Source organism: Enterobacter sp. R-1.6.2 (genome assembly GCF_035064085.1).
Taxonomy (GTDB): Bacteria; Pseudomonadota; Gammaproteobacteria; order Enterobacterales; family Enterobacteriaceae; genus Enterobacter; species Enterobacter asburiae_B.
Genome location: NZ_JASEYI010000005.1, coordinates 1 through 21,768 on the forward strand (window position 1 = coordinate 1; position 21,768 = coordinate 21,768).

Below are 21,768 nucleotides of genomic sequence, written 5' to 3' on the forward strand. Positions count from 1 at the left end.
CTGGTTCATTCGGATCAGGGCAGTCAGTACACAAGCCATGAGTGGCAGTCGTTCCTGAAATCACACGGCCTGGAGGGTAGCATGAGCCGTCGCGGTAACTGCCATGATAATGCGGTTGCAGAAAGTTTTTTCCAGTTGTTGAAACGTGAACGGATAAAGAAAAAGATCTACGGAACGCGGGAAGAAGCCCGCAGTGATATTTTTGATTACATCGAAATGTTTTATAACAGTAAGCGTCGGCATGGTTCTAGCGAACAGATGTCACCGACAGAATATGAAAACCAGTATTATCAACGGCTCGGAAGTGTCTAGATTATCCGTGGCGATTCACTCATTCAATATGACTACCAAAAACCTGTACCTCCCTTTTTTTGATAACTAAGGTAGTAGCTCTAACTGATCAATCCTGATATTAACAAAGAATAAAATTTGCCATAGCCTATTTCTTTCCAATAGTCTAGTCATCATTCTGTAAACTTCAGACCTATTGCGAACTCCTCTTTCTTGAGCTATTAATCAAATAGCTATACTCATATCCTCCTGTCGAATTGTGAGGTTTTCATATGCAACATCTTTTCGTGTGTCTTGATGGAACAGGAAACAGTCCTGTACAGGCTGATCTTGAATACACAGTCATTCATGGCTTAACTCAAAGTAGTGTTGAAAGTAATGTTCTAAAAATATGGTGTGAGTTGACAGGGAATGAAGAAAAATACCACCCAGAGGATCTCATTAGCAGTAACGAATACAAATATTATGGGTTGGTTTCTTCTCTAAAGCTTGAAGGTGACTATCCAGGCGAGGCCCTATATATAAATGGTGTTGGTTCACAGGGGGATAAAGAGAAAATGAACATTGAGGGAGCGATGGGAATTGGGACAAGCTCCCGAATTATCGATGCCTACCGTTTTCTTGCTGAGCGCTATAAACCTGGGGATAGAATTTATCTTTTTGGATTTAGCAGGGGAGCTTTTTCAGCTAGGAGCCTTGCTGGTTTTGTTCGCCATTTAGGAATGCCCGTTGGTCGCAGAATAATACCCGATAAGGAATTACCATCACTCTGGGAAGCATATCGCGAAAATAAACCTTACCAAGGCGGGTTAGCATCTTCTTTGTCAGGAAGAAATTCTGTGGGGATTGAGTTTCTTGGTCTTTGGGATACTGTAGGCGCTTTGGCATTCCAGGACTCGTTTAACAACTTCCACCAGACATCACCGAAAGGGATAAAGCATGTTCGCCATGCATTGGCACTCGATGAAGTCAGACCGCACTTTGCCCCTATGTATTGGAACAACTTAAATGAGTATGGACAAATTGTGAAAGAAGTTTGGTTTTGTGGTGTTCACAGTAATATCGGTGGAGGCTATCAAATTGCTGGCCTTTCGAATATTTCTTATATCTGGATGATTCGAGAACTCGCTGAGGCAACAGGATTTAGAGGCCGACTAGAGACGGTTGATGAATATCCAAAAGAAGCTTGCATACCTGATGACGAAATTCGGGATTCTTACAGAGAATTTTATAAGGGGGTGAGAATAGTTCTTGCTGCGCTTAAAGGGGGGGTGTCAGTTCGTGAAATCTCTGACAGACAAACATTTCATCCTTCAGTGCTGGAATGGATGAAAAAGGGGTGGTATAAACCGCGAGCCACTCTAAAAGGCGGGGGCGCACTGGCAGTAACTTATGTAGAAAAGTATCTGAGTAATGCTAAAGACTGGCCATTAGATCCTGATTAAGCCCTTTGCAGGTAGTTTACCTTGCATGGTTATACATGCTTAATTCGTATTATTCGGAGGGGATGCGTTTATCTTGATGCTGATCGAGTAACCGGAGAGCAAGGACGCTCTTTCTCGTTTATAGGTACTAAAAATCACAAGTAATATGAGTGATAAAATGTTTTTTACTAATTATGAAATTAAAAACTAAAGCCCGCAAAATGTGAGGTTCTCTATCGATGCGTTCAATGTATGGATGCAATATGAAATAAATTTTTAATTTCATTAAATTGAAGCGCTTAAAAACACTTGTGGGAATCTTCATGGTCCTTCCTTCAGCTCTACGTTTCCACTGGTCTATAGAAGGCTGTCTTGATAGCCTCTGATTAAGCGAGTCAAATTATCACTGACACCTAAAATTGCTTTCTTTGGCGGTGTGGTGTGTGATAATGGCCCCCGCAAACTTTTTCATTCACCCCAGCAATATTTCCCTCCCTCATCCGTCTACCTCATCACAAGCCATAATCAGTTACTGTAAACGAGGTAAACACCATGAGAGATTTTGATATGCACGACAGAGGTCACGGGCGCGGATTCGGTCGTCACCGTATGGGCAAGGGCTTAGTCATCGGCGCGGTGATTTTCATCGTGCTCGGCCTGCTGGTGATGACCCTGTGGAACGCCTTGCTCCCGGCCGTTCTCGGCGTTAAGGCCATTGGCTTCTGGCAGGCGCTGGGCATTCTGGTGCTGAGCCGCATTCTGTTTGGCGGGCTGGGTTTCCGTCCGGGGATGTTTGGCGCGCACCGCCGGATGCACGAGCGCTGGATGAACATGACGCCCGAACAGCGCGAGGCGTTTATTAAGCAGCGTCGCGAAGGGTTCGGTCGCCACGGTCGCGGCCACTGCGGCTGGCACGGTCATCGTGACGATAAGCGCGATGACGCCACGCCAAAAGCGCCGGAAGCAGAGTGAGCGAAATGAAAGCCGGGGAGGCGGGCGGATCCATGCTGATGTCGGCGCTTAATGCCTGCCGCGCCCGGCTGACAGCCTTCATTCGCGGACGGACGTCCGTTCGCGATGATGCCGACGACATTTTGCAGGAAGTGACCTATCAGCTGATGAAAGTGGAGCAGCCGGTCGAAAACGTCGCCGCCTGGCTGTTCCGCGCGGCGCGTAACGAGATGACCGACCGGGCGCGTAAAAAGCGCGAGGTCTCACTTTCCGGCTACTTTACGGGCGAAGACGAAGAGGGTTTTCCGGAAGACGAGCTGGCCGAAACCCTGTTCGGCGTGCCGCACACGCCGGAAGAGGAGTACCTTAAAACGCTGCTGTGGGAAGAGCTGGGGCAGGCGCTGTCTGAACTGCCACCGCCGCAGCGCGAGGTGTTTGAAAAGATCGAACTGCACGGCTACAGCATTAAAATGCTGGCAGAGGAGACCGGCGCCAGCGAACAGGCTTTGTTATCCCGCAAGCACAAGGCGGTGCTGTTTCTGCGCACGCGGCTGCGCGACGTCTACGACGCGCTGACGGGCGAATAGCGGCGACAGACAAAACCTTACACTTCCGACACTTGTAGATTCATCACTATCGTTTATGATCGGGGCGTCTTGTTACTCTGGAACGTTATGCGCAACCGTCAGCTCCTCGGAAAATGGCTTTTGATCGTCACCTGTCTCGCGATGGCGCTTTGCCTCGTGCAGCGTGCGGTGATGCTCAACCATTTTTTACAGGGACTGGATCCGCAAATTTCTCTGAGTGCAGATGCCCCGGCTCAAAGCAGCAACACTGAACAGCCCGGCCCGTCGCCCTGTCAGCTGGGCGCACACTCGCTGCTTTGTGCGCAGCCGCTGTTCTTCGACGGCGCGCTACCGGCCATTATCATCTTCTTCGCGCTGCTGCAGCTGCTTACGCAGGGGCGGGTATTGGCTCCCGCGGAACAGCCCGTTCAGGCACCGCCTCCCCGAATACACCTTAAAAACTGCGTTTTCCGTGAATGAAAATCATCGTCCTCTCACGATAATTTTCACTGTTCACGGAGTAAAACATGGTTAACCTCTTCAGGGGATTCGTCTTCCTGTGGCTGTCCTGCATCGGCATTGCCCATGCGGCGGACACACGCTGGCTGGTTTCCCCCCAAAACGATCACGCCCGCATCCGCTTTCAGGCGGAGAGGGAGCAAACGCACGTTAAAGGCCTGCTCACCGTTGAGCTGAAGCCCGGCTGGAAAACCTACTGGCGATCGCCGGGCGAGGGCGGCGTCGCGCCAAAAATCAGCTGGCCGGAAGGCGTGACGGATAGCTGGTCCTGGCCGGTCCCGTCGCGCTTCGATATCTCCGGCATGACGACGCAGGGCTATCACGATAAGGTCACGATCCCAATTACGCTCAACGGAGTGAAGGGCGACACGCTCGACGGGACGCTCACGCTTTCCACGTGCAGTAACGTCTGTCTGCTGACGGACTACCCTTTGCACCTCGATTTTACCCAGCCGGTAGATGAGGGCTTCCGTAGCGAGTTCGAGCAGGCGATGCGTGCCGTGCCCGGTACGTCAGGCGTATCCAGGGATCTCTCCGCGTGGCTCTCTGGCGACAAGCTGGTGATTACCGGTACGACGGACGGGAAGTGGGATTATCCGGGGATCTACTTTGACCCGCTGGAAGGTGACATTCTTCCCGGCGAGCCGGTCATCAAACACGACGGCAATACGCTTCGGGTGACGGTACCCGTGACCGACGAATGGGGAGACAAGCCCGCCTCGCTGGAAGGCAAGAGGCTGTCGTTTGTGCTGACCAGTGGCGGCAATGCGCAGCAAACCACCATGACCGTTGGCGCGACGCCCGCAGCGTCCTCCGCGCCTGAAGGAACGGGAAAAATGGTGCTTTTTGCGCTGCTGGGCGGGCTTATCCTCAACCTGATGCCCTGCGTGCTGCCGGTCATGGGCATGAAGCTTAACAGCATCCTGCAGGCGGGTTCGGACAGGCGCGCGATCAGGCTGCGCTTTCTGGCCACCAGCGCCGGGATCCTCACCTCCTTTATGCTGCTGGCGGGGATGGTGACCGCGCTGAAGCTGGCCGGGGCGTCGCTGGGGTGGGGCATTCAGTTCCAGAACCCGTGGTTTATCGGCCTGATGGTCGCCGTCACCTTCCTGTTTGCGCTGAACCTGTTTGGCGTGTTTGAGATGCTGCTGCCTTCCGCCGCCACGGGACGGCTGGCGACGGCAGGGGGATCGGGGATTGGCGGCAGCTTTTGCGAAGGGATGTTCGCCACGCTGCTTGCCACGCCGTGCTCCGCGCCGTTCCTCGGTACCGCGGTCGCCTTTGCCCTTGGCGCGCCGCTGCACTCCCTGTGGCTGATCTTCCTGATGCTCGGCGTGGGCATGAGCCTGCCGTGGCTGTTTGTCGCCCTGGTGCCGAAAACGGCCATGCTGCTGCCGAAACCCGGCCGCTGGATGAACACGCTAAAAGTCGTTCTGGGCCTGATGATGCTCGCCTCCAGCCTCTGGCTGGCAACATTGTTGAGCGTGCATCTGGGCGAGGCGGTCAGCCAGATTGTGATGCTGGTGCTGACCGCCGTCGCGCTGGCGCTGTTCGCGCTGAAGGGGCAAAAATCCTCACCGCTGTTCTGGCTCGTGGTTATCGCGCTGTCGGCGTTTGGCGGGTATCAGGCGCGCGGGCTGCTTAACGCGCCGCCTGCCGCTCCGGCACAAAATGCTGCGCAGACTATCCCGTGGCAGCCGCTCAGCGAGGAGGCCATCCAGCAGGCGCTGGCACAGGGGAAACGGGTGTTTGTGGATATCTCGGCGGACTGGTGCGTGACCTGCAAAGTTAACGAGCATCGGGTGCTCAATCAGCCGGACGTTATTGCCGCGCTGCGTCAGCCGGACGTGGTGGCCCTGCGCGGAGACTGGAGCCAGCCGTCCGCGTTTATCGCGGATTTTCTGGCGAAGCGAAACCGTTACGCTATTCCGTTTAACGCAGCGTATGGCCCCGGTCTGCCTGAGGGCGAAATCCTCTCGCCGCTGCTGGACAAGCGCACTCTGATCGCCACCCTGAATAACGCAAAAGGCTAAACGCATTATGAAAAAACTCCTTATTACGCTTCTGTTCCTGCTGGCGCCGGTTCAGGTGTTCGCTGCCCAGCCGCTGACGCAGGACCAGGAGCAGCGTGCGCAGAAGATGGTGTATGATTTTCTGTTTAACGATCCAAACTCCCCGCGCATCGGCGCGAAAAACCCAAAGCTCACCCTGGTGGTGTTTACCGACTACAACTGTCCGTACTGTAAAAAATTCGATCCGTACCTGGAGAAGATCGTCGAAAAACACCCGGACGTGGCGGTGGTCTTTAAGTTTTTACCTTTCCGCTCGGAAAGTTCGCTAACCGCCGCGCGCGATGCGTTAACGCTCTGGCGTCAGGAGCCCGGGCAGTTTATGAAGCTTAACCACACTCTGATGGCGAAGAAGGGCTACCACGATGACGCCAGCATTCAGGAGGCGCAGAAGCGGGCGGGCGTGAGCCTCACGACGCCGGATGAGGAGAGCCTGATGACGATCAAGCGCAGCCTGATTGTCGCGGAAAAAATGGGGATCCAGGGCACGCCCGCCACGCTCATCGGCGAGGGACTGCTGCCCGGCTGGGTGCCGTTTGAACAGTTCGACGAAATGGTCAGTGACGCACTGAAAAACCGCTAACCTGAAGGGGGCGGAATGCCCCCGACAAACCGGAGAGGGAAATGAAAAAATTACTGTTACTTTCAGCGCTGACGGCGTCAGGGCTGGCGCAGGCGGCTGAAGCCATACCGGACGTGGTGAAGCACTTCAGCGAGCAGCAGAACATTAAAATTATCAAGAAGCTGGATGCGCCCGGCGGCGCACCGGCCTGGCTGGGGCAGTATCAGGACATGGGCGTGACGCTGTTTTTAACGCCGGACGGCAAGCACGTCATCTCAGGCTATCTGTACGATGACAAAGGAAAAAACCTCAGCGAGGGCTATTTCCAGAAAGAGATCTACGCCCCGATGGGACGCGAGATGTGGAAGAGCCTCAACGCGGCGCATCCCCTGAAGGAAGGGGCGGATAACGCCCCGCGTAAGGTCTTTGTCTTCGCCGATCCGTTCTGTCCGTACTGCAAGCAGTTCTGGGCCGAAGCGCAGCCGTGGGTGAAGGCGGGCAAGGTGCAGCTCAACACGCTGCTGGTGGCGTTTCTCAACCCCAACAGCGGACGCAACGCCTCAGCGATTCTGAATGCGAAAGATCCGGTTTCGGCCTGGCGCGAATACGAGCTTTCAGGTGGCAAAAAATTACCGAAGCCAGAGGGCGAGGCTTCCCGCGAAACGGTAGCGATCCTGCAGAAGCACCAGACGCTGATGGACAGCCTGGGCGCTAACGCCACGCCGGCCATTTACTATCTGAATGCGGAAAATGAGCTGCAGCAGGTGGTCGGTATGCCGGATGCGCAGCAGCTTGAGGCGATGTTCGGGCCGAAGCCGTAAAAAAACAGGCAGAAACGGGGCGTTTCTGCCTGATGGCATTTAGCTTCCCCAGCGTCCTTTCAGGTAGTTCACCGCCTGCTGGGTCTGCGGCTGGTTCAGGTAATCTTCCCGGAACAGGATGGTGCCGTTCACGTTGGGCAGCGAATCGTTGAGATCGAGCTGCTTTTTCAGCTCCGGCACGCCGCCCTGAACCGTCCAGTCCGGCTCGTTTCTCGACGGCTCGCCCACCTTGTAGAACGCAATGCCGATATACAGGCGAGTGTGGGTTGGCTTCACGACGTCGGCCCACCATTTGGTCAGCACGTCGTAGCGCGCGGCATCCCGTGAGAAGGGCCAGTAAATCTGCGGAGCGATGTAGTCCAGCAGGCCCTGCTGAACCCACTGCCGCGTATCGGCGTAGGACTCATCGTAGGCCGCAGCGCCACGGGTGTCCGAACCCGCCGGGTCAAAGGAGCGGTTGCGCCACACGCCCGCCGGGCTGACGCCAAACTCAACGTCGGGCCTGGTCTGTTTAATCGCACGGGAAACCTGGACGATCAGCTGCTGCGTGTTGTGTCTACGCCAGTTAGCCTTTGAGGCAAATCCCTGGCCGTACTGCCGCCAGGTCTGCGAATCATTGAGCGCGGACCCCGGCGATTCGGCGTAAAAGTAATCATCGAACTGCACGCCGTCTACCGCGTAGTTCGCCACCACTTCGGTCACCACTTTGGTTATCCAGTCGCGCACTTCCGGAATGCCGGGGTCGAGCACAAAGCGATCGCCCGAGATGCGCACCCACTCAGGGTGCTGGACATAGACGCTGGACGGGGTCTGATAGGCGGTCCGGTTCAGGGCGGCGATGGTGGACGGTTTGGTGTTGGTCGACACGCGGTACGGGTTGAACCAGGCATGCACTTTCATGCCGCGCTTGTGCGCTTCATCCAGCATAAACTGCAGCGGATCGTATCCCGGATACTCGCCGATGTTGCCCGTCAGCATATCCGACCACGGCAAAATTTTGGATGACCAGAGGGCCGTGCTGTCCGGCTTCACCTGGAAAAACACCGTGTTAATGCCGAGGCGCTTAAGGTTGTCGAGCTTGCTTGTCAGCGCCTGCTTCTGCATCGCGATGCGCTGGTCCGCGCTGCGGCCATTCACCGAGGCCACCGGCGGCCAGTCGAGACGCGAGACGGTCGCCAGCCAGATCCCGCGCATCGGCTCGTTTGCCTGCTGCGTCGGTTTGCTCGCGGTGGGAAGAGGGGTAACCAGTGATTTCGGCGGTTTGGAGGAGCAGCTCACAAGTAAAAGCGCGCAGGCAGCCAGCGCACCAATCCGTTTTACGTGTCGCGTCATTTGCGTATTAGCTCTTGATAATCCGACTGTTGGCCCAGGGATTAAAGGCGGGCGCCGCCTGTTCTGTGCTTACCTCATCGTTGAGGGAGTCCAGATACAGGGCTTCCACTTCCGCGCGCGCCCACGGGGTGCGGCGCAGAAATTTCAGGCTCGATTTAACGCTGGGATCTTTTCTGAAACAGTTAATTTTGATTCGGTCGCCCAGCTCGCTCCAGCCGTATTTTGCCACCAGGGCATTGACCATCATCTCCAGCGTTACGCCATGCAAAGGATCTTTGGAAATATGTGCAGTCATAGGTGTCCGGATGTCTCAATGTTTGTGGGGGCAGGGTTTCCGGTGAAAGGGTACAAGAAAGCAGGGGAAGCGGCAATTTTCCTTTTCCCTCGCTCATTTTATGACGGGCTCCGTGCGCTGATTTTCACCAACCCTTTTTCCCGCCTTGTTTTCAATCGTAAACCCGATCGACACCTCATCCTGACCCACGGGCGTGACCGTTAGCGTTTTGACCATTGTTCCCGAATCAGCGGGGATCGTCATCGTCATCGTCCCCTTTGCCAGCAACTTAGCGCGCTGGGTGATGCGCCACGAAAGACGACACTCGCTGCACGGTTTCCAGGTGTCGTTGATGGCCCAGAGACGCACGGTCGCCGCCGTGCCGGATTTCCACTGCGGGGTGACCGGTTCAATTGAAGGCAGAACAGGCTGGTAGGCGCGTTTTAACGCGTAAAAACCGGCTTTAGGCTTACGGAGATAGTCCACCACGCCCCAGTTGATGGAGGGCCAGGTCTCGACAAACATAAAGTGAAACAGGGCCGTCACCGGCTGGTAGCGCTGTCGGCGGTAGCTCTCGGCCGCCGTGGCCACCAGCCGCGCCTGATACGCCTGGGTATTGCGGATCATTTCCTGAATGTTGTTTCCGCGCGGGATACCGGCAAATTTAAACGTCTGGAAGGGCTGAAAGTTATGGTATTTCCAGACGCTCCAGCCGGGATCGTCGGCGGCGGTGGTTTTTGGCCAGAGATGCGCAGCCGGGATGATGGTTTTTAGCGTGGACAAGCGGGGCAGCGCCTGCGCGCCAAACTCGGTAATGATCCCCGTTTTAGCTGGCGCCAACAGGTCACGCACGGTACCGAAGTACCAGCCCGCCCAGTAGTGCTCCTCAACGGCGGAGAAGCGGTGCACGATGCGGGAGCTATCTTCGGCAAGCGTGTCCGCCACCCGCTGCGTGAGCTCGCGGTTGAGGTTTTTGTTCCAGTCCGGGAAGCGTTTTTCCATCCACGGCGAATTCCAGGGCGGTTCGTTATGGCCGCCCCAGACGATGATGGCGGGTGAGTTGCCAAACTGTTCGATCATCTCCCGCGTCTGTCGAACCGCATTTTTGGTAAAGGCGTCGCTGCTGTCGTAGCCCCACTGCAGCGGAACATCCTGCCAGATCATCATGCCCATCTCATCGGCAACGTCATACAGCGCGCGCCCGGCAACGTGTCCGTGCACGCGAATGGCGTTGGCGTTCATGGCTTCTGCCAGACGAAGATCGCGACGATATTTTTCTCGCGTCATGGTGCCGAGCCAGGGAGAGCCAATGTAATTGCTGCCCTTAACAAAAAGGCGCCTGTCGTTAATGAGCCAGCCTTTGTTGTCTGGCTGCTCTACGATCTTGCGCAGCCCGGTACGGGTGACTGCCGTATCCATTAACCCTTTTTCATCCCGTAATGAGACGCGAACCGCGTACAGATGGGGTTTCCCGGTGCCGACCGGCCACCACAGTTTTGCCGCAGGCATGGGCAGCGTAACACGCGCGGAATTGGCGCCGCTTTCCAGGTTAACCGGAAAGTCTTCCTGGAAGCGTTTGCCGCTGAAATTAGCGGGTGTGGCGGTGAGCCGCACGGTTGCCGGGCCCTGACCGAGCGCGCGATAGCGAATCTCAGCCTTCAGTGCAGGGCTTTTCAGCCCCTGCGACCAGTCAGGCCGCAGGATGATTTCATCCAGGGTGGCGCCCCGGCTCAGATGCAGCCTGACCGGTGCCCAAATGCCGCCAGAGTTGGCGTCCTGTCCTTCCGGCGACCAGGCGCCGCCGGGACGCGTGTCATGCTGATTAAGAATCCCCTTCATGACCGTTTTATGCAGCGGCCAGACCTTATGCGGATCTTCGTAAGGGCTATCCACCCGAACCACCAACTGGTTGTGACGTTGTAACGCAGCGCTGGCGTCCAGCGAAAAGCGCTGAAAATAGCCCTCGTGCTTGCCCAGCGGCTGGCCGTTTAGCGTCACATCGGCAAGATAATCGACGCCGTCAAACACCAGGGTGCTCATCACGTCGGGCGGTTGAAGGGGGAGCGTAAATGCGTGCTTATACCACAGCGCGCCCTGATGATCGTACCCCGCGCTGTACCAGTTGGCAGGGACTTTCAGCCCGCGCCAGCCTGACGCGGGAGGAGGCGTGCCGTCGTTGGCGTCCTGAACCCGCCAGGTGCCAGCCAGTGACCAGCTGACCGGTGTCGGGTTCGCCGCCAGCGGTGGAATAAACAGCGCAAAGAGCAGCGCGCAGCTACGGGTCATGGTTCGTTTACCCCTCGCGCGTTGAGCCACGCCATCAGGCGCTGCGATTCCATTTGAAGACGCCGGTTTAGCATCGCAAGCTGTTGCCTGTCCTGCGTGTGCGCCTCGTTCTCCAGCGCCTGCAGCTGACGGGCGAGCAGCCCGAAATCCAGCGTGACGGCTTCTCCGCGCAGCTTGTGGGCCGCGCGGCGCAGCGCTTCGCGGTCATCGTTGTCGATAGCCCGGGCGATCGCTCTCATGGCCTCCTCCAGCCCTTCGCCAAACAGGGCCAGCAGCTCCTGTACCAGGACAGGGTCGTCAGCGCACTGTTTCAGCAGGCGCGCTTCGTCAGGAAAAACGGGGGAATCATCATGACGCTCGAGCACGCGAGCAATCTCCTCAGCGAGACGCTCCTGGCTGATGGGCTTGGCAATATAGCCGTCGAAGCCCATGTTAAGACAGCGCTCTTTATCCCCCTGCATAGCGTGTGCGGTCATGGCGACGGCAGGCTGAGCCGGTCCGGGCCGGGAGCGTTCCTCCTCGCGAAGCAGGCGAATGGCGGTTTCACCGTCCATCTCTGGCATCTGGAGATCGATAAGCAGAACGTCCCAGACGCCCGCGCGCCAGCGCTCAAGCAGCGTGACGCCGTTATCGACGATCTGACAGGCATGGCCGAGGCGTTCCAGCAGGCGCGCGGCGACCTTCTGATTGACCAGATTATCTTCAGCCAGCAGGATCCGCAGCCCCGTAGCGCCCGGGGCGGCGACGGGGGCGGGGGCGGTTTCCCCCACGGTCTTCGGCGCACGTTCAAACGCCGAGGCAATCGCCTGATGCAGCTCGTCCTGAGCGATAGGCTTATGCAGATAGTTTTTGATGCCGATCCGCTTCAGCATATTGATATCAAAATGTCGGCTCATGGAGCTCAGCATGATGATATGGCTTTCAGAAATCTGCGGCAGCACCGAAAGCTCAAGGGCCAGCGACACGCCGTCCATATCCGGCATCTGCGCGTCCAGCAGGATCAGCGGCCATGCCGTTCCGGTTTTAACCCGGTTGATGGCCTCACTGGCGTTGTTAACGCAGGTGGGTTTCAGCCCCATCTGGCTCAGCATGGCGGCCAGCAGCCGGAGGTTAGTTTCGTTATCATCCACCACCAGCACGGGTTCACCGCTAAAGCGCTGGCTACGCGGGCGTTCCTCCGGGGCAAGAAACTGCGTTGCAAGCGGCAGGGCGAACGAAAATTCGCTGCCTTTCCCCGGCTCGCTGGTGACCGTTAACTCGCCGCCCATGGCCGCAACCAGCCGCGCCGAGATGGTTAATCCGAGCCCCGTGCCGCCGTAGCGGCGGGTGGTTGAGTTATCCGCCTGGCTGAAGGCTTCAAAAATGGCCTTCTGCTTTTCAGCCGGGATGCCAATACCGCTGTCGCGCACCCGAAAACGCCAGTAGTCCTCGCTATCGCCGGGCTCAACAACCAGGATGACTTCCCCCTGGTGCGTAAATTTCAGCGCGTTGCCCAGCAGATTGGTCAGGATCTGGCGCAGCCGCGCGCCGTCGACCATCAGCACGTCGGGGACGTCTGGGGCAATATCAACCAGAAGCTCAATGCCTTTTTCGCTCGCGCCCGGCATATGCGGGCGAATAAGCGACTGGATAAAGGGGCGGACAGGGACAGGTTCCGCCTCCAGCTCCACTTTGCCAGCTTCAATACGGGAAAAGTCGAGAATATCGTTGATGATATGCAGCAAAGACTGGGCCGAACTCATCACCAGCGTCAGGTAATCGCGCTGATCGGCGTTGAGAGTTGTGTCAAGGCACAGCTGGGTCATGCCAATAATGCCGTTCATCGGGGTGCGGATTTCATGACTCATGTTTGCCAGAAATGCACTTTTAGCCTCATTGGCTTTTTGTGCCTCAATGGCCGAGGTGAACGCCTGTATTTCAGCCTCCTTGCGCCGCGTAATATCCTGCAGCGTGCCAATCACGCGCTCGGCGTTTCCCTCAATAGAGAGCGTGACCACCTGGCCGGAGAGCAGCATCCAGCGCAGTCCTTCGGTAGGGTGATGCACGCGAATTTCACATTCAAAGACCGGACGATGATCCTGCTTCGAAGCGTGCAGCGCCTTGCGCAGCGCAGCGCGATCGTTCTCGTGGACCTGATTGAGCAGAAAACGCACCGGATATCGCCACTGGGTGCGCGACTGGCCCAGCATGGCAAGCAGGGTGTCGTTAACCTGTAACGCGTCGCCAGAAACCTGCCAGTCCCAGATCCCAATATGAATGGATTCCGCCGTCAGCAGAAAATCGTCGTGCAGCTGGTGACGCGCGCGCTGCGCTTCATCCAGCTCTGTAATATCGCTGTGCAGGCTGACAATACCGCCGTCCGCCAGGCGCTGATGCTGGACGAAGATCCGCCGCTGGCCCGCCTGCCGAACCTCACAGTGTTTATCCTGCCGACAGTTGCGAATAACCGACTCGCGCAGCGTCTGACGAAGGCCGGGGTCGACGTTATAAACGGCGTCGATAAAGCGTTCCGCCAGCGCTTCAAGCGTTGTGCCCGCCTTCAGCCACGGGGTGATGACCGGATAAAAAAGGGCCACGTTGTAATTCCAGGCCTGCAGGCGTTCATCGCGGTCATAAATCATGACGGCAGCTGGCAGCGCGTTAAGATCGTATGTAAATGCGCTCATCGTGATCCTCCCTACGCGCGGTAGTGCAGTTCGGCCTGTCGGCGCAGGTATTCCAGCCCGGGCGCTATCGCCATCGCCCAGGCCGTCAGGATCTCATCGTCGCACTGCGGGTCGCGCTCGCTGACCGCGCTCAACATCGCTTCTCGCCAGAGCGCGAAAAATCGTGGGGGGAGGTGCAGGCCGTCGTCGCTTTGCTCCCGCGCCAGACGCTCGAGAAAATCAGGGACGATCAGGGCGCCGTCCACCGCAAGCATGGCGAAGAAACTTTTAAACAGGGTTTGCTGACCCTCTCGATCCGGCAGGCGAGAAAAATGTTGCTGCGTCTCGGGTGACATATGGACGAAGGCGTCATAGAACGTCTGAAAAAACGCTGTTTTGTCATTATTCGGAAAAACGCGGTTCAGACTGGATTCAAACAGATCGCGGTAAAACTTCACGGCGTCCTCCTTGCGGCGTTTTCGCCCGGCAGACAGTGCCCGACTGGCGTATATTCCTCTGCCACACGGCGCGTAAAGTAGCTCTCTTTCTTAGACCGGCGGGCGTCAAACAGCGGCCCGGCGTTGTGCTTAAAGAAAAGGGCTTCCAGAACCGTGGCATTGGTAGAAAGGGTCAGGGAGGCGTTGGTATCGCCCGTGGCTTCAAGGCGGCCTTCGTACCAGCCTTTCTGCGGATCGTTAAGGTGCTCGGTGACCGACATCAGCACGTCGGTATAAGGGGAGTCCCACAAGGCCCACAGCGCAAAGACCGCTTTTGTCGACACCTGTGCGAAGCGGGTGTAATCCCGGCCATCGTCGCCAACAGAGTTCCAGGCATAGCCATTTCCCCAGACGGTATCCTGTATATGCCAGGGCGCCTGAGGGAGCGCAAAATCTGCCCTTGCCGTCAGGATCTTCTCGGTCTCCCAGCGCGTTTTCTGGCTGAGCCAGACGTTTTCGGCCTGCTTGCGCAGGCGCTTTTGCCGATCGGCCGCAACGCCCTCTGGCTCCCAGCCAAACTCCAGGCCCGGCAGCATATAGGGAAGGGTAGTTATCAGGGAGGGCTGCCACGTGGTACGCGGATCGCGGGCATCCACAGCAAGGCGCCGCTGGGCGATGATGACGTGGTGCGCCGGGGGCGTAAACGCTTTATCCGGGGAAAATCCCCACAGATGAAACGCCGTCGCGGCATATTCGCTTTCGCCCAGGCGCAGCTCCTCACGGACCACCGGCTGGCCGTTTTGCAGGGAAGAGGACCACAGTTCGCCTTCACCATCGATGACCGGGCAGAAGTTCCAGCGCAGAATGATTTTATCCAGATACTCGCTGTACTGCGGCTCCCACTCAGCGGTGAGGCGCAAGGCGAGCATCAGACGAGCCATGTCGCGCGCGGACCAGCCATTTTTAGCGGGCTTGCCGCTAAAGTCGATCGTCGCTGCCGTCTGGCTGGAATAGAGCCGTCCTGGCGTCCGGGTCTCGGTCAGCATCAGGCGGTTGAGAGTGCCCATCAGCCGCGTCAGGCGGGCGTCATACTCGGCCTCATCAATCAGCCCCAGCTCTTTTGCCGCCAGCAGGGCGATAAGCGTATCGCCCATTTGCCAGAGCGTGACGCGGGGCTGTTTGTCGCTTCCGTTGACCAGTCCGGTTTGCGGCTGGGTATTGTTGACGAAATAGCGCCAGGCGATCGCCGCCCATTTCTGTTCTTCCGGCGTCAGGGCAGCGATACGCGCGCTGGAGTGCCAGCCGCCATTGATTAGCCAGCGCCAGCCAGCCCCCTGATGGCCAAACAGAGCAAAGATGACCACACCTGCGAGGAGTAATCCCGCGAGCCCTCTGGCTAAGGTTTTAAGCATTGCGCAGTCACCGGAGGCAGTTTAACCGGCTCGTCCGCGCTGCATGACGCGCACTGACAGGCCTGGCAGGCGGGTTTGGTGCGCTGCGTGACGCCGGTCCGGTCGCACCAGCTTTTTACGGCCGGCGTGCTGGCAAGGAACGGACGGCTGCGCAGGGCGTTGTTCTCTTCAAACTGATCGAGCAGCTTTTGATCCCACAGCGACGGCGCAAAATCCTTGCTCTTCGGGTTATCGGTGTTGAAGGCCAGCAGTTTCCCCTCTTTTTTGAACAACAGGGCCTCCAGCATGATGCCGTTATTGTTCGCGGTGAACTCCTTGATAGGCCCGTCGCCGTTTTCATACAGCCCTTCGTAGTAGCCTTTTCCCTCTTCGTTGGCATTCTCAATGGTGTTCAGCAGGCGATCGGTATAAGGCGAGTTCCACAGGACCCACATTCCCAGCGCCGCCTTCAGTGAAATTGCGGCAGCGTTAGGGACGAATTGTCCTTTGTCGGTAATGGTGTTCCAGTTGTACCCGTCGCTGAAGACGGTGTCATAGACGAAGTATGGCGCTTTATCGAGCTGGTGCTCAGAGCGCGCGGTGAGGACGCCGGTGATGGTGTAGCGGTTCTCCTGAGCCTGATAAACGCGATCGGCAAAGTTTTTCATCCACGTCAGGGAGTAGTCGCGCGGAGCGTTATCCCGATCGGTCGGTTTATCGAAGCCGAACTCCAGACCGTAGAGCAGGTAGGATTCCGTCACCACATAGTTATGCTGAGACGTGTTGCGCGGGTCGCGTGAATCATACGGAACCAGCACGCAGTAGATTTCGGCCAGCTCGTACGGCTGCGGACGGCTGGCTTTACAGGTATTGAACCCCCACAGCTGGTAGCCCGCCGCGCCGTACTCTTCATAGCCCAGCCGGCCTTCCTGAACATACTTCGGCTGGCCGTTCTCCAGATAGGCTCCGTATAGCGTGCCGCAGGGGTCGATCGCATGGCTGAAATCCCAGCCGAGCACCACGTTATCAACGCTGTTGCCGTATTCCGGGTAACGTTCTTTGATGATTTTCAGCCAGACCAGCATTCGCCCGATATCCAGAGCCGAGAAGCCAATTTCGCCGGGCTTGTTGGTATAGTCCACTTTCTGGCCGCTGATGGTGTTATAGGCTTTGTTGGGCAGCTCGTTGCGGAACAGCACCAGGGTGTTTAGCGTGGCGAGAAATTTCAGCATCCGGCGATCGAACTCTGCTTTATCAATGATCCCCAGCTCGCGCGCCGCCGTCAGTGCGGCCAGATAGGAGGCGCTGTCCCACATGGTGGTGGAAGGATATTTATTAACCGCATTCACCAGCCCCGTCGTGGGCTGATAGTTTGAGACGAAATACTGCCAGGCGTTTTTCGCAATGGTCATCTCTCGGGCCGTCAGCTCGCCGCTGCGAGGGGAGTAACCAGATGCAGGCAACCCGGTTTCCGCGCGCGCGGTCGAGAGCGCCAGCCAGCAGATCGTTATTCCCGTGAGCAGGTGGAAAAGGATCGGGGATCTTGGCTTCATGGCGTTGCTCCTACGGGAGTGGATGAATGAGGGGCCGTGTTAAAGCAGGCCAGACAGAGCATCTGGCCGTGCGCGATATACGACAGACTTTCCAGCACGATGGCGTTGGTGTCGGCGTCCACGACGCTATTAACGCTGTTATTAAGATTGAAACCGCGCTGCCAGCCTTTACCCGGCACCAGAAGCGGCAGAACCTGCTGGCGCAGCGCCTCGCTCCAGCTGTTGCGGAACAGGGCATACCAGGCAAACGCGGTGCGGGTGGAGGCGATCGCGACTTTCTCCGGCACTTCGTCACGCAGGGCGCGCGCCTGTACCGGCTGCCTGTTTGGCAGATCGGTAACGTAATCCGGTGCCGGTTCGGCATAATCCGTGCTGATAGGAGGTTTTGGTGAGCGCAGGCCGTGGCGCCGCTGCTGGATCTGCATAATCCGCCACGCAATTTCAGCGCTCTGCGCGTCAAAACCCAGTTCGAGTCCGGTTAGCAGATAGGGCAGACTGATCAGGGAGGTCTGCTTGCCCCAGGGCGTGCGCAGGCCTTCATCAGGAACCATGATCCCGTCCAGGTCGATCATCTTTTGCCCTTCGGGCGGATTGGTGACCGCGAGGCCCGCCGCACTGTCAATTAAGCGCAGCGTATGGCTGGCATAGAGCCGATAGCCAAAGCTGTCCCGCTGTTCGTCATTGGTCAGAGTCCAGTGATGGAGCGGTACCGCCGCCTGGCTTTGAGTGCTGCTTTCAATCAGCGTGCCGGTGCTCCAGACGCTAAACAGATCGCGGATAGCCGCCGCGTGCTGAGGATAGCGCCAAAGGAGAGTCTGAAGCGCCGTCAGCAGGCGGCTCAGGCCTATTGCGGATGCGTCAGGTTTTCCCAGAATTTTGAGGGTGTCCGCATGGTAATACGCGGCAGGGAGGCCTTTCTCATTAAGCGGCAACTGCCCCAGCGTAAACAGGGCCGCGCTGACCCTCTCGTCAAACTCATCGGTGGAAATGATATTGAGCTGCTCTGCGGCAGCGGCCGCAAACAGGTAGCTTCCCACGCTCCAGAGGCTCAGCCAGGGCTCACCGTCGCTGGCGTTCGCCAGGCCGTTTGGCTGGGTATTATTCACGTAGTATTGCCAGGCTACCCGCGCCCAGATGGCCTCGTCATAGGTCAGCTCGCGTTTCGCGGGCAGCGGAGGGAAATCTTTACTGAGCGCGATGCCGCCGCTGCTCTCCACGCGCGAAGGCATTTGTTTCTCAACCCATACCACAATGGCAAAGCCGAGCAGGAACCCCAGCAGAATAGTGAGATAACTGCGCGCGGAAAGCAGGGCATCACGTATTCTCATTGGGTGACCTCATCCTCTTCGGCGGGGGTCCACATGGCTGCGAATATCAGCGGCAGCATGGCGGCGATGTTCACCCCTCCCCAGAAAATATTGATGACGTAGCCGGAAGGGTCGTCGACCTGGCCGCGTGCAACCTGAATCCCTCCCCAGATAAGCCCTGCGAGGGTCAGCACTACGATGGCAATCTGCGGCTTCACCAGATAGAGAAAACGGCCCGTCTGCCGCTCTTTTGGCGTGACGTGAAATTTGATCTGCTCGCCCCGCAGCACCGTATCGAGCGCGCGCAGATTCATGGAAAAGAAGGAGAGGTAGGAGGCCCTGCCGTCCCAGGCCGAAATCCCCCATGTCCCGAACATAAAGGCCAGTTCGGAGAAAATAAAAAAGGGGAGAAAATGGAGATAGAACGGCGTCGACCAGGCCGATACCGTCGGAATACCGGTGAACAGATAAATAATGGGTGAAATCAAAAACACCGTGTTCCATACGCAGGCCATATAGGACCAGAAGGTCGTGGCGTACATCAGCGTCTGGGGGAGTGAAAGCCTGAAGCGACGACGGCTGAAGATATTGTCATGGAACAAAATATCCAGCGAACCTGCGGCATATTTAAAGCGTTGAATCATCCAGGTCAGCATATCCTGCGGAGAGAGCATCTTCGACTCAACGCGCGGGTGCATGACCGAACGCCAGCGTCGTGCGGCGTCACCGTGCAGCAGCACCGAGGTGTAAATATCTTCGGAGACGTGAAATTTGTAGGGCGTTAACTCAGTGTCAAATGCCACGTGGGGGCGCATCGCCTCCTGTAGCGCGCTCCGCGTTTCGTCATCGCGTATGTCGCGGGTATGGCGATGGATCTCCTCTTCGACGGACCAGACGTAGCTTCTCAGCGCGGCCTGCATAACCGCCTCGCGACGGTGGATGGACGCCGCGCCGCAGCAGAATGCGGCGTTGGCCCAGTTGCGCCTCCGCAGGATGACGTCATAGAACATGCGCGGATCGTTAAAAAACGGGTCGCGGCCAACCGTGACCGGGCCGACACACTTTTGGATCAGCCAGCCCAGGCCATAGCCCATTTTTCCGGCTTTCCGCTGGCCCCAGCGCGACAAACTTTCTCCTTCCGGGAGATCGAAGAACCACTGCGGCGTCTGCACCCAGGCCACGTCAGGGTTGCGGAAATAGCCCAGCGTATGGCTGAGAAGGGTGGGAAATACACGGGTATCGGCGTCGCAGATAACAAGAAAATCGCCGTCGGTTTGCTCAAGACCATTGCGCAGGTTACCGGCCTTAAATCCGATGTTGGTCTGGCGACTGATGTAATTGACGCCTTCCTCATCGCAAACGGCTTTCATCTCCGGGCGACGGCCGTCATCGAGGACGTGGATCCGGTAGTCAATCGGGTACGGGTAATCCATATTCAGGGCGTCGCGAATGGACAGCCTCACCAGCTCGGTGTCTTCGGAATAGGTGGCAATGAACAGATCCACCTTAACGGGACGGGGCTCTACTGCCTCCTCCGGTGACAGGCAGTCGTTAATCTCGCTCGGGGGCGGACTCTGGGGAGGATCCTGTTCTTTCCATAAGTTGATGGTAAACAGCACGGTACCGATCCAGGCCAGGGTTTCGGCGAGGACCAGCGGTATGGCGTACCATAACGCGTCCGTGTTCAGGGAGGAGGTCCAGCGCCAGTAAATATAATTTGCGCCCAGAATAAGCGCCGCGACCGCTAACACCTGCCAGGTCATCATTACCCAGCGCGGCGTTTTCAACGGTTCCGGAGGTCGACGATGTTCAAAACGGGAAAAATAAAAATCCATAGTTCCGGCGTTCCTGATTCCGTGAATATGCAGACCCATTCTGCTGCAAAGGCAGTTGCCAGAAGGTCAAAGAAAATAGCGAATAAACAAGATTTAAGGTAAGTGTAGAACGCCGAATAAAAGTGTCCAGCCACGTTCATTACTATTATTTAGTGGTGGTTAATTAAGGTTAAATTCTGCTTAATTCGCCTAATCTGTTCACGATAAATTGCGGTTACTATTCCTTTAGGCTATCTACTTTATTTAGACGTTAATTTTCGTTTCCAGGTAAAGGATACCCTATGAGCCATATTGCGCCGCCGATCGCGCAAGCGGATATAGTAAAATCAAGATCATGGCGGTATGCCATTGCAGGTGCCCGGGACCTGAGAATTGACTTTATGCGCGGGGTTGCCCTCGTCATGATGGTCGTGGCGCATACGGAAGTGATGTCGGTAATTAATATATTCTCCTGGGAGCGTTTTGGGTTAACAACCGGCGCAGAAGGCTTTGTCATTCTCTCGGGATTTATGTTGGGGATGTTGAATCGCGCTCGTCTGCAAAAAGTCGTATTACTCACGGTTTCGTGGGGGCTTTATCTCAGGGCGTGGAAAATATATCGCGTAAATATCATTATCATAGTGTCGTTTATTCTCCTGTCCTATATCCCGCATATTAATCTTTTCGAGGTCACTCATTTTACCGACCGCTTTTCGGGTGAAAGCTGGTCGCTTTATCCGGTCACGCCACAAATAAAAGAGACCTGGTTCAACATTATTCTCTATTTGCAGATTGGCCCCCATCAGACGCAAATTCTGGGGCTGTATATCTTTTTGCTGCTACTCAGCCCGCTATTTTTGGGGATGCTACAGAAGGGTAACGTCTGGTGGCTGCTGGGGGCGTCTCTGCTAGTGTACGGCCTTTGGCAGCGGTGGCCGCTCCGGCTGACGCCGTCGGAATTCGAATTTGCCTTTCCGCTGCTGGCCTGGCAGTTCATCTTTGTGCTGGGCATGGCCAGCGGGTGGTATAAAGCCGAACTGATCTCTTTCGCACGCACGCCTGCAGGTAAAGTGGTGGTGGTTGCGCTGGTGATAGTGGCGCTCATTCTGGGGTTCATAGCACAGAACCATACCAACCCGTTTATGCCCCCCGCGCTGCTGATGCACGTGATTCCGCCTGACGGCTTCAACACCTTTTATCACACCTGGGCGGCGAAAAATGGGCTGGGCCCGGTGCGGGTATTAAACGATATCGCCCTGATGGTTACCGTCTATCTGGTGCTGACATACTGCTGGACGCCGCTCAACCGCCTGCTGGGATGGTTTCTTATTCCGTTAGGCCAGCACTCGCTTTATACCTTCATTTTGCATGTGTACGTGGTGCTGCTGGTGAGTCAGTTCATCACCTTCGATTTGTGGCGTCATGCCTGGATAGAAAATACGTTAGTGCATGCTGCGGCACTGGGCATTTTGTGGCTCATGGCAAAATACAACGTCGCTGCACGCTGGATACCTAACTAAGGATGG

General features: G+C 56.8%; 18 protein-coding genes. 9 read left to right on the plus strand and 9 right to left on the minus strand.

Annotated features, from left to right (window positions below; genetic code table 11):
- The 8 genes from QMN93_RS07210 to dsbG all read left to right on the plus strand — a co-directional run.
- The coding region (locus tag QMN93_RS07210) for an IS3 family transposase (protein ID WP_048242280.1) at window positions 1-312 on the plus strand (312 nt) is incomplete at its 5' end.
- Between the two features lie 251 nt (window positions 313-563).
- The gene (locus tag QMN93_RS07215; RefSeq protein ID WP_193139314.1) at window positions 564-1,736 is read left to right on the plus strand and encodes a DUF2235 domain-containing protein; all 1,173 of its coding nucleotides are present in this window, start codon (window positions 564-566) and stop codon (window positions 1,734-1,736) included.
- Between the two features lie 531 nt (window positions 1,737-2,267).
- The gene (locus QMN93_RS07220; protein WP_193139312.1) at window positions 2,268-2,687 is read left to right on the plus strand and encodes a hypothetical protein; all 420 of its coding nucleotides are present in this window, start codon (window positions 2,268-2,270) and stop codon (window positions 2,685-2,687) included.
- 5 nt (window positions 2,688-2,692) lie between these two features.
- Window positions 2,693-3,253, plus strand: coding sequence for an RNA polymerase sigma factor (locus QMN93_RS07225; protein WP_193139981.1), 561 nt, complete (start codon window positions 2,693-2,695; stop codon window positions 3,251-3,253).
- Window positions 3,254-3,340: 87 nt separating this feature from the next.
- On the plus strand, window positions 3,341-3,712 hold the full coding sequence (locus tag QMN93_RS07230; protein WP_087822620.1) for a hypothetical protein: 372 nt from the start codon (window positions 3,341-3,343) through the stop codon (window positions 3,710-3,712).
- Between the two features lie 47 nt (window positions 3,713-3,759).
- Window positions 3,760-5,784 (plus strand): protein-disulfide reductase DsbD, encoded by a 2,025-nt coding sequence (locus QMN93_RS07235; protein WP_193139310.1) that lies wholly within the window; start codon window positions 3,760-3,762, stop codon window positions 5,782-5,784.
- A gap of 7 nt (window positions 5,785-5,791) precedes the next feature.
- Complete coding sequence (locus tag QMN93_RS07240; protein ID WP_193139308.1) at window positions 5,792-6,403, plus strand: DsbA family protein; 612 nt, start codon at window positions 5,792-5,794, stop codon at window positions 6,401-6,403.
- A gap of 41 nt (window positions 6,404-6,444) precedes the next feature.
- The gene (gene dsbG, locus QMN93_RS07245; protein WP_193139306.1) at window positions 6,445-7,203 is read left to right on the plus strand and encodes a thiol:disulfide interchange protein DsbG; all 759 of its coding nucleotides are present in this window, start codon (window positions 6,445-6,447) and stop codon (window positions 7,201-7,203) included.
- A 39-nt stretch (window positions 7,204-7,242) separates the two neighbouring features.
- Here the strand turns inward: dsbG and QMN93_RS07250 are convergent, their stop codons facing one another.
- The 9 genes from QMN93_RS07250 to QMN93_RS07290 form a co-directional block, all read right to left on the minus strand.
- Complete coding sequence (locus tag QMN93_RS07250; protein ID WP_193139304.1) at window positions 7,243-8,535, minus strand: glycoside hydrolase family 10 protein; 1,293 nt, start codon at window positions 8,533-8,535, stop codon at window positions 7,243-7,245.
- Between the two features lie 7 nt (window positions 8,536-8,542).
- On the minus strand, window positions 8,543-8,830 hold the full coding sequence (locus QMN93_RS07255) for a VF530 family DNA-binding protein (RefSeq protein ID WP_033145603.1): 288 nt from the start codon (window positions 8,828-8,830) through the stop codon (window positions 8,543-8,545).
- A 93-nt stretch (window positions 8,831-8,923) separates the two neighbouring features.
- Window positions 8,924-11,095: a glycoside hydrolase family 2 TIM barrel-domain containing protein gene (locus QMN93_RS07260; protein WP_182383587.1), complete on the minus strand. Its 2,172-nt coding sequence runs from the start codon at window positions 11,093-11,095 to the stop codon at window positions 8,924-8,926.
- Window positions 11,092-13,761, minus strand: a complete 2,670-nt coding sequence (locus QMN93_RS07265) for a response regulator (RefSeq protein ID WP_182383586.1) — start codon at window positions 13,759-13,761, stop codon at window positions 11,092-11,094. Before QMN93_RS07265 ends, QMN93_RS07260 begins: the two co-directional genes overlap by 4 nt.
- An 11-nt stretch (window positions 13,762-13,772) precedes the next feature.
- Window positions 13,773-14,198, minus strand: a complete 426-nt coding sequence (locus QMN93_RS07270; RefSeq protein ID WP_033145600.1) for a globin — start codon at window positions 14,196-14,198, stop codon at window positions 13,773-13,775.
- Window positions 14,195-15,589, minus strand: coding sequence for a DUF3131 domain-containing protein (locus QMN93_RS07275; RefSeq protein WP_193139302.1), 1,395 nt, complete (start codon window positions 15,587-15,589; stop codon window positions 14,195-14,197). The genes QMN93_RS07270 and QMN93_RS07275 overlap by 4 nt, the downstream gene beginning before the upstream one ends.
- Window positions 15,574-17,121: a DUF3131 domain-containing protein gene (locus QMN93_RS07280; protein ID WP_069302853.1), complete on the minus strand. Its 1,548-nt coding sequence runs from the start codon at window positions 17,119-17,121 to the stop codon at window positions 15,574-15,576. The genes QMN93_RS07275 and QMN93_RS07280 overlap by 16 nt, the downstream gene beginning before the upstream one ends.
- On the minus strand, window positions 17,118-18,449 hold the full coding sequence (locus QMN93_RS07285) for a DUF3131 domain-containing protein (protein WP_193139300.1): 1,332 nt from the start codon (window positions 18,447-18,449) through the stop codon (window positions 17,118-17,120). Before QMN93_RS07285 ends, QMN93_RS07280 begins: the two co-directional genes overlap by 4 nt.
- Window positions 18,446-20,263 carry a glycosyltransferase gene (locus QMN93_RS07290; protein WP_193139298.1) on the minus strand — a complete coding sequence of 606 codons (1,818 nt, stop codon included), beginning with the start codon at window positions 20,261-20,263 and terminating at the stop codon, window positions 18,446-18,448. The genes QMN93_RS07285 and QMN93_RS07290 overlap by 4 nt, the downstream gene beginning before the upstream one ends.
- Before the next feature lie 281 nt (window positions 20,264-20,544).
- Between QMN93_RS07290 and opgC the strand changes: the two genes are divergently transcribed.
- On the plus strand, window positions 20,545-21,762 hold the full coding sequence (opgC, locus tag QMN93_RS07295; RefSeq protein ID WP_182383583.1) for an OpgC domain-containing protein: 1,218 nt from the start codon (window positions 20,545-20,547) through the stop codon (window positions 21,760-21,762).
- The last annotated feature ends 6 nt before the right edge of the window (window positions 21,763-21,768 follow it).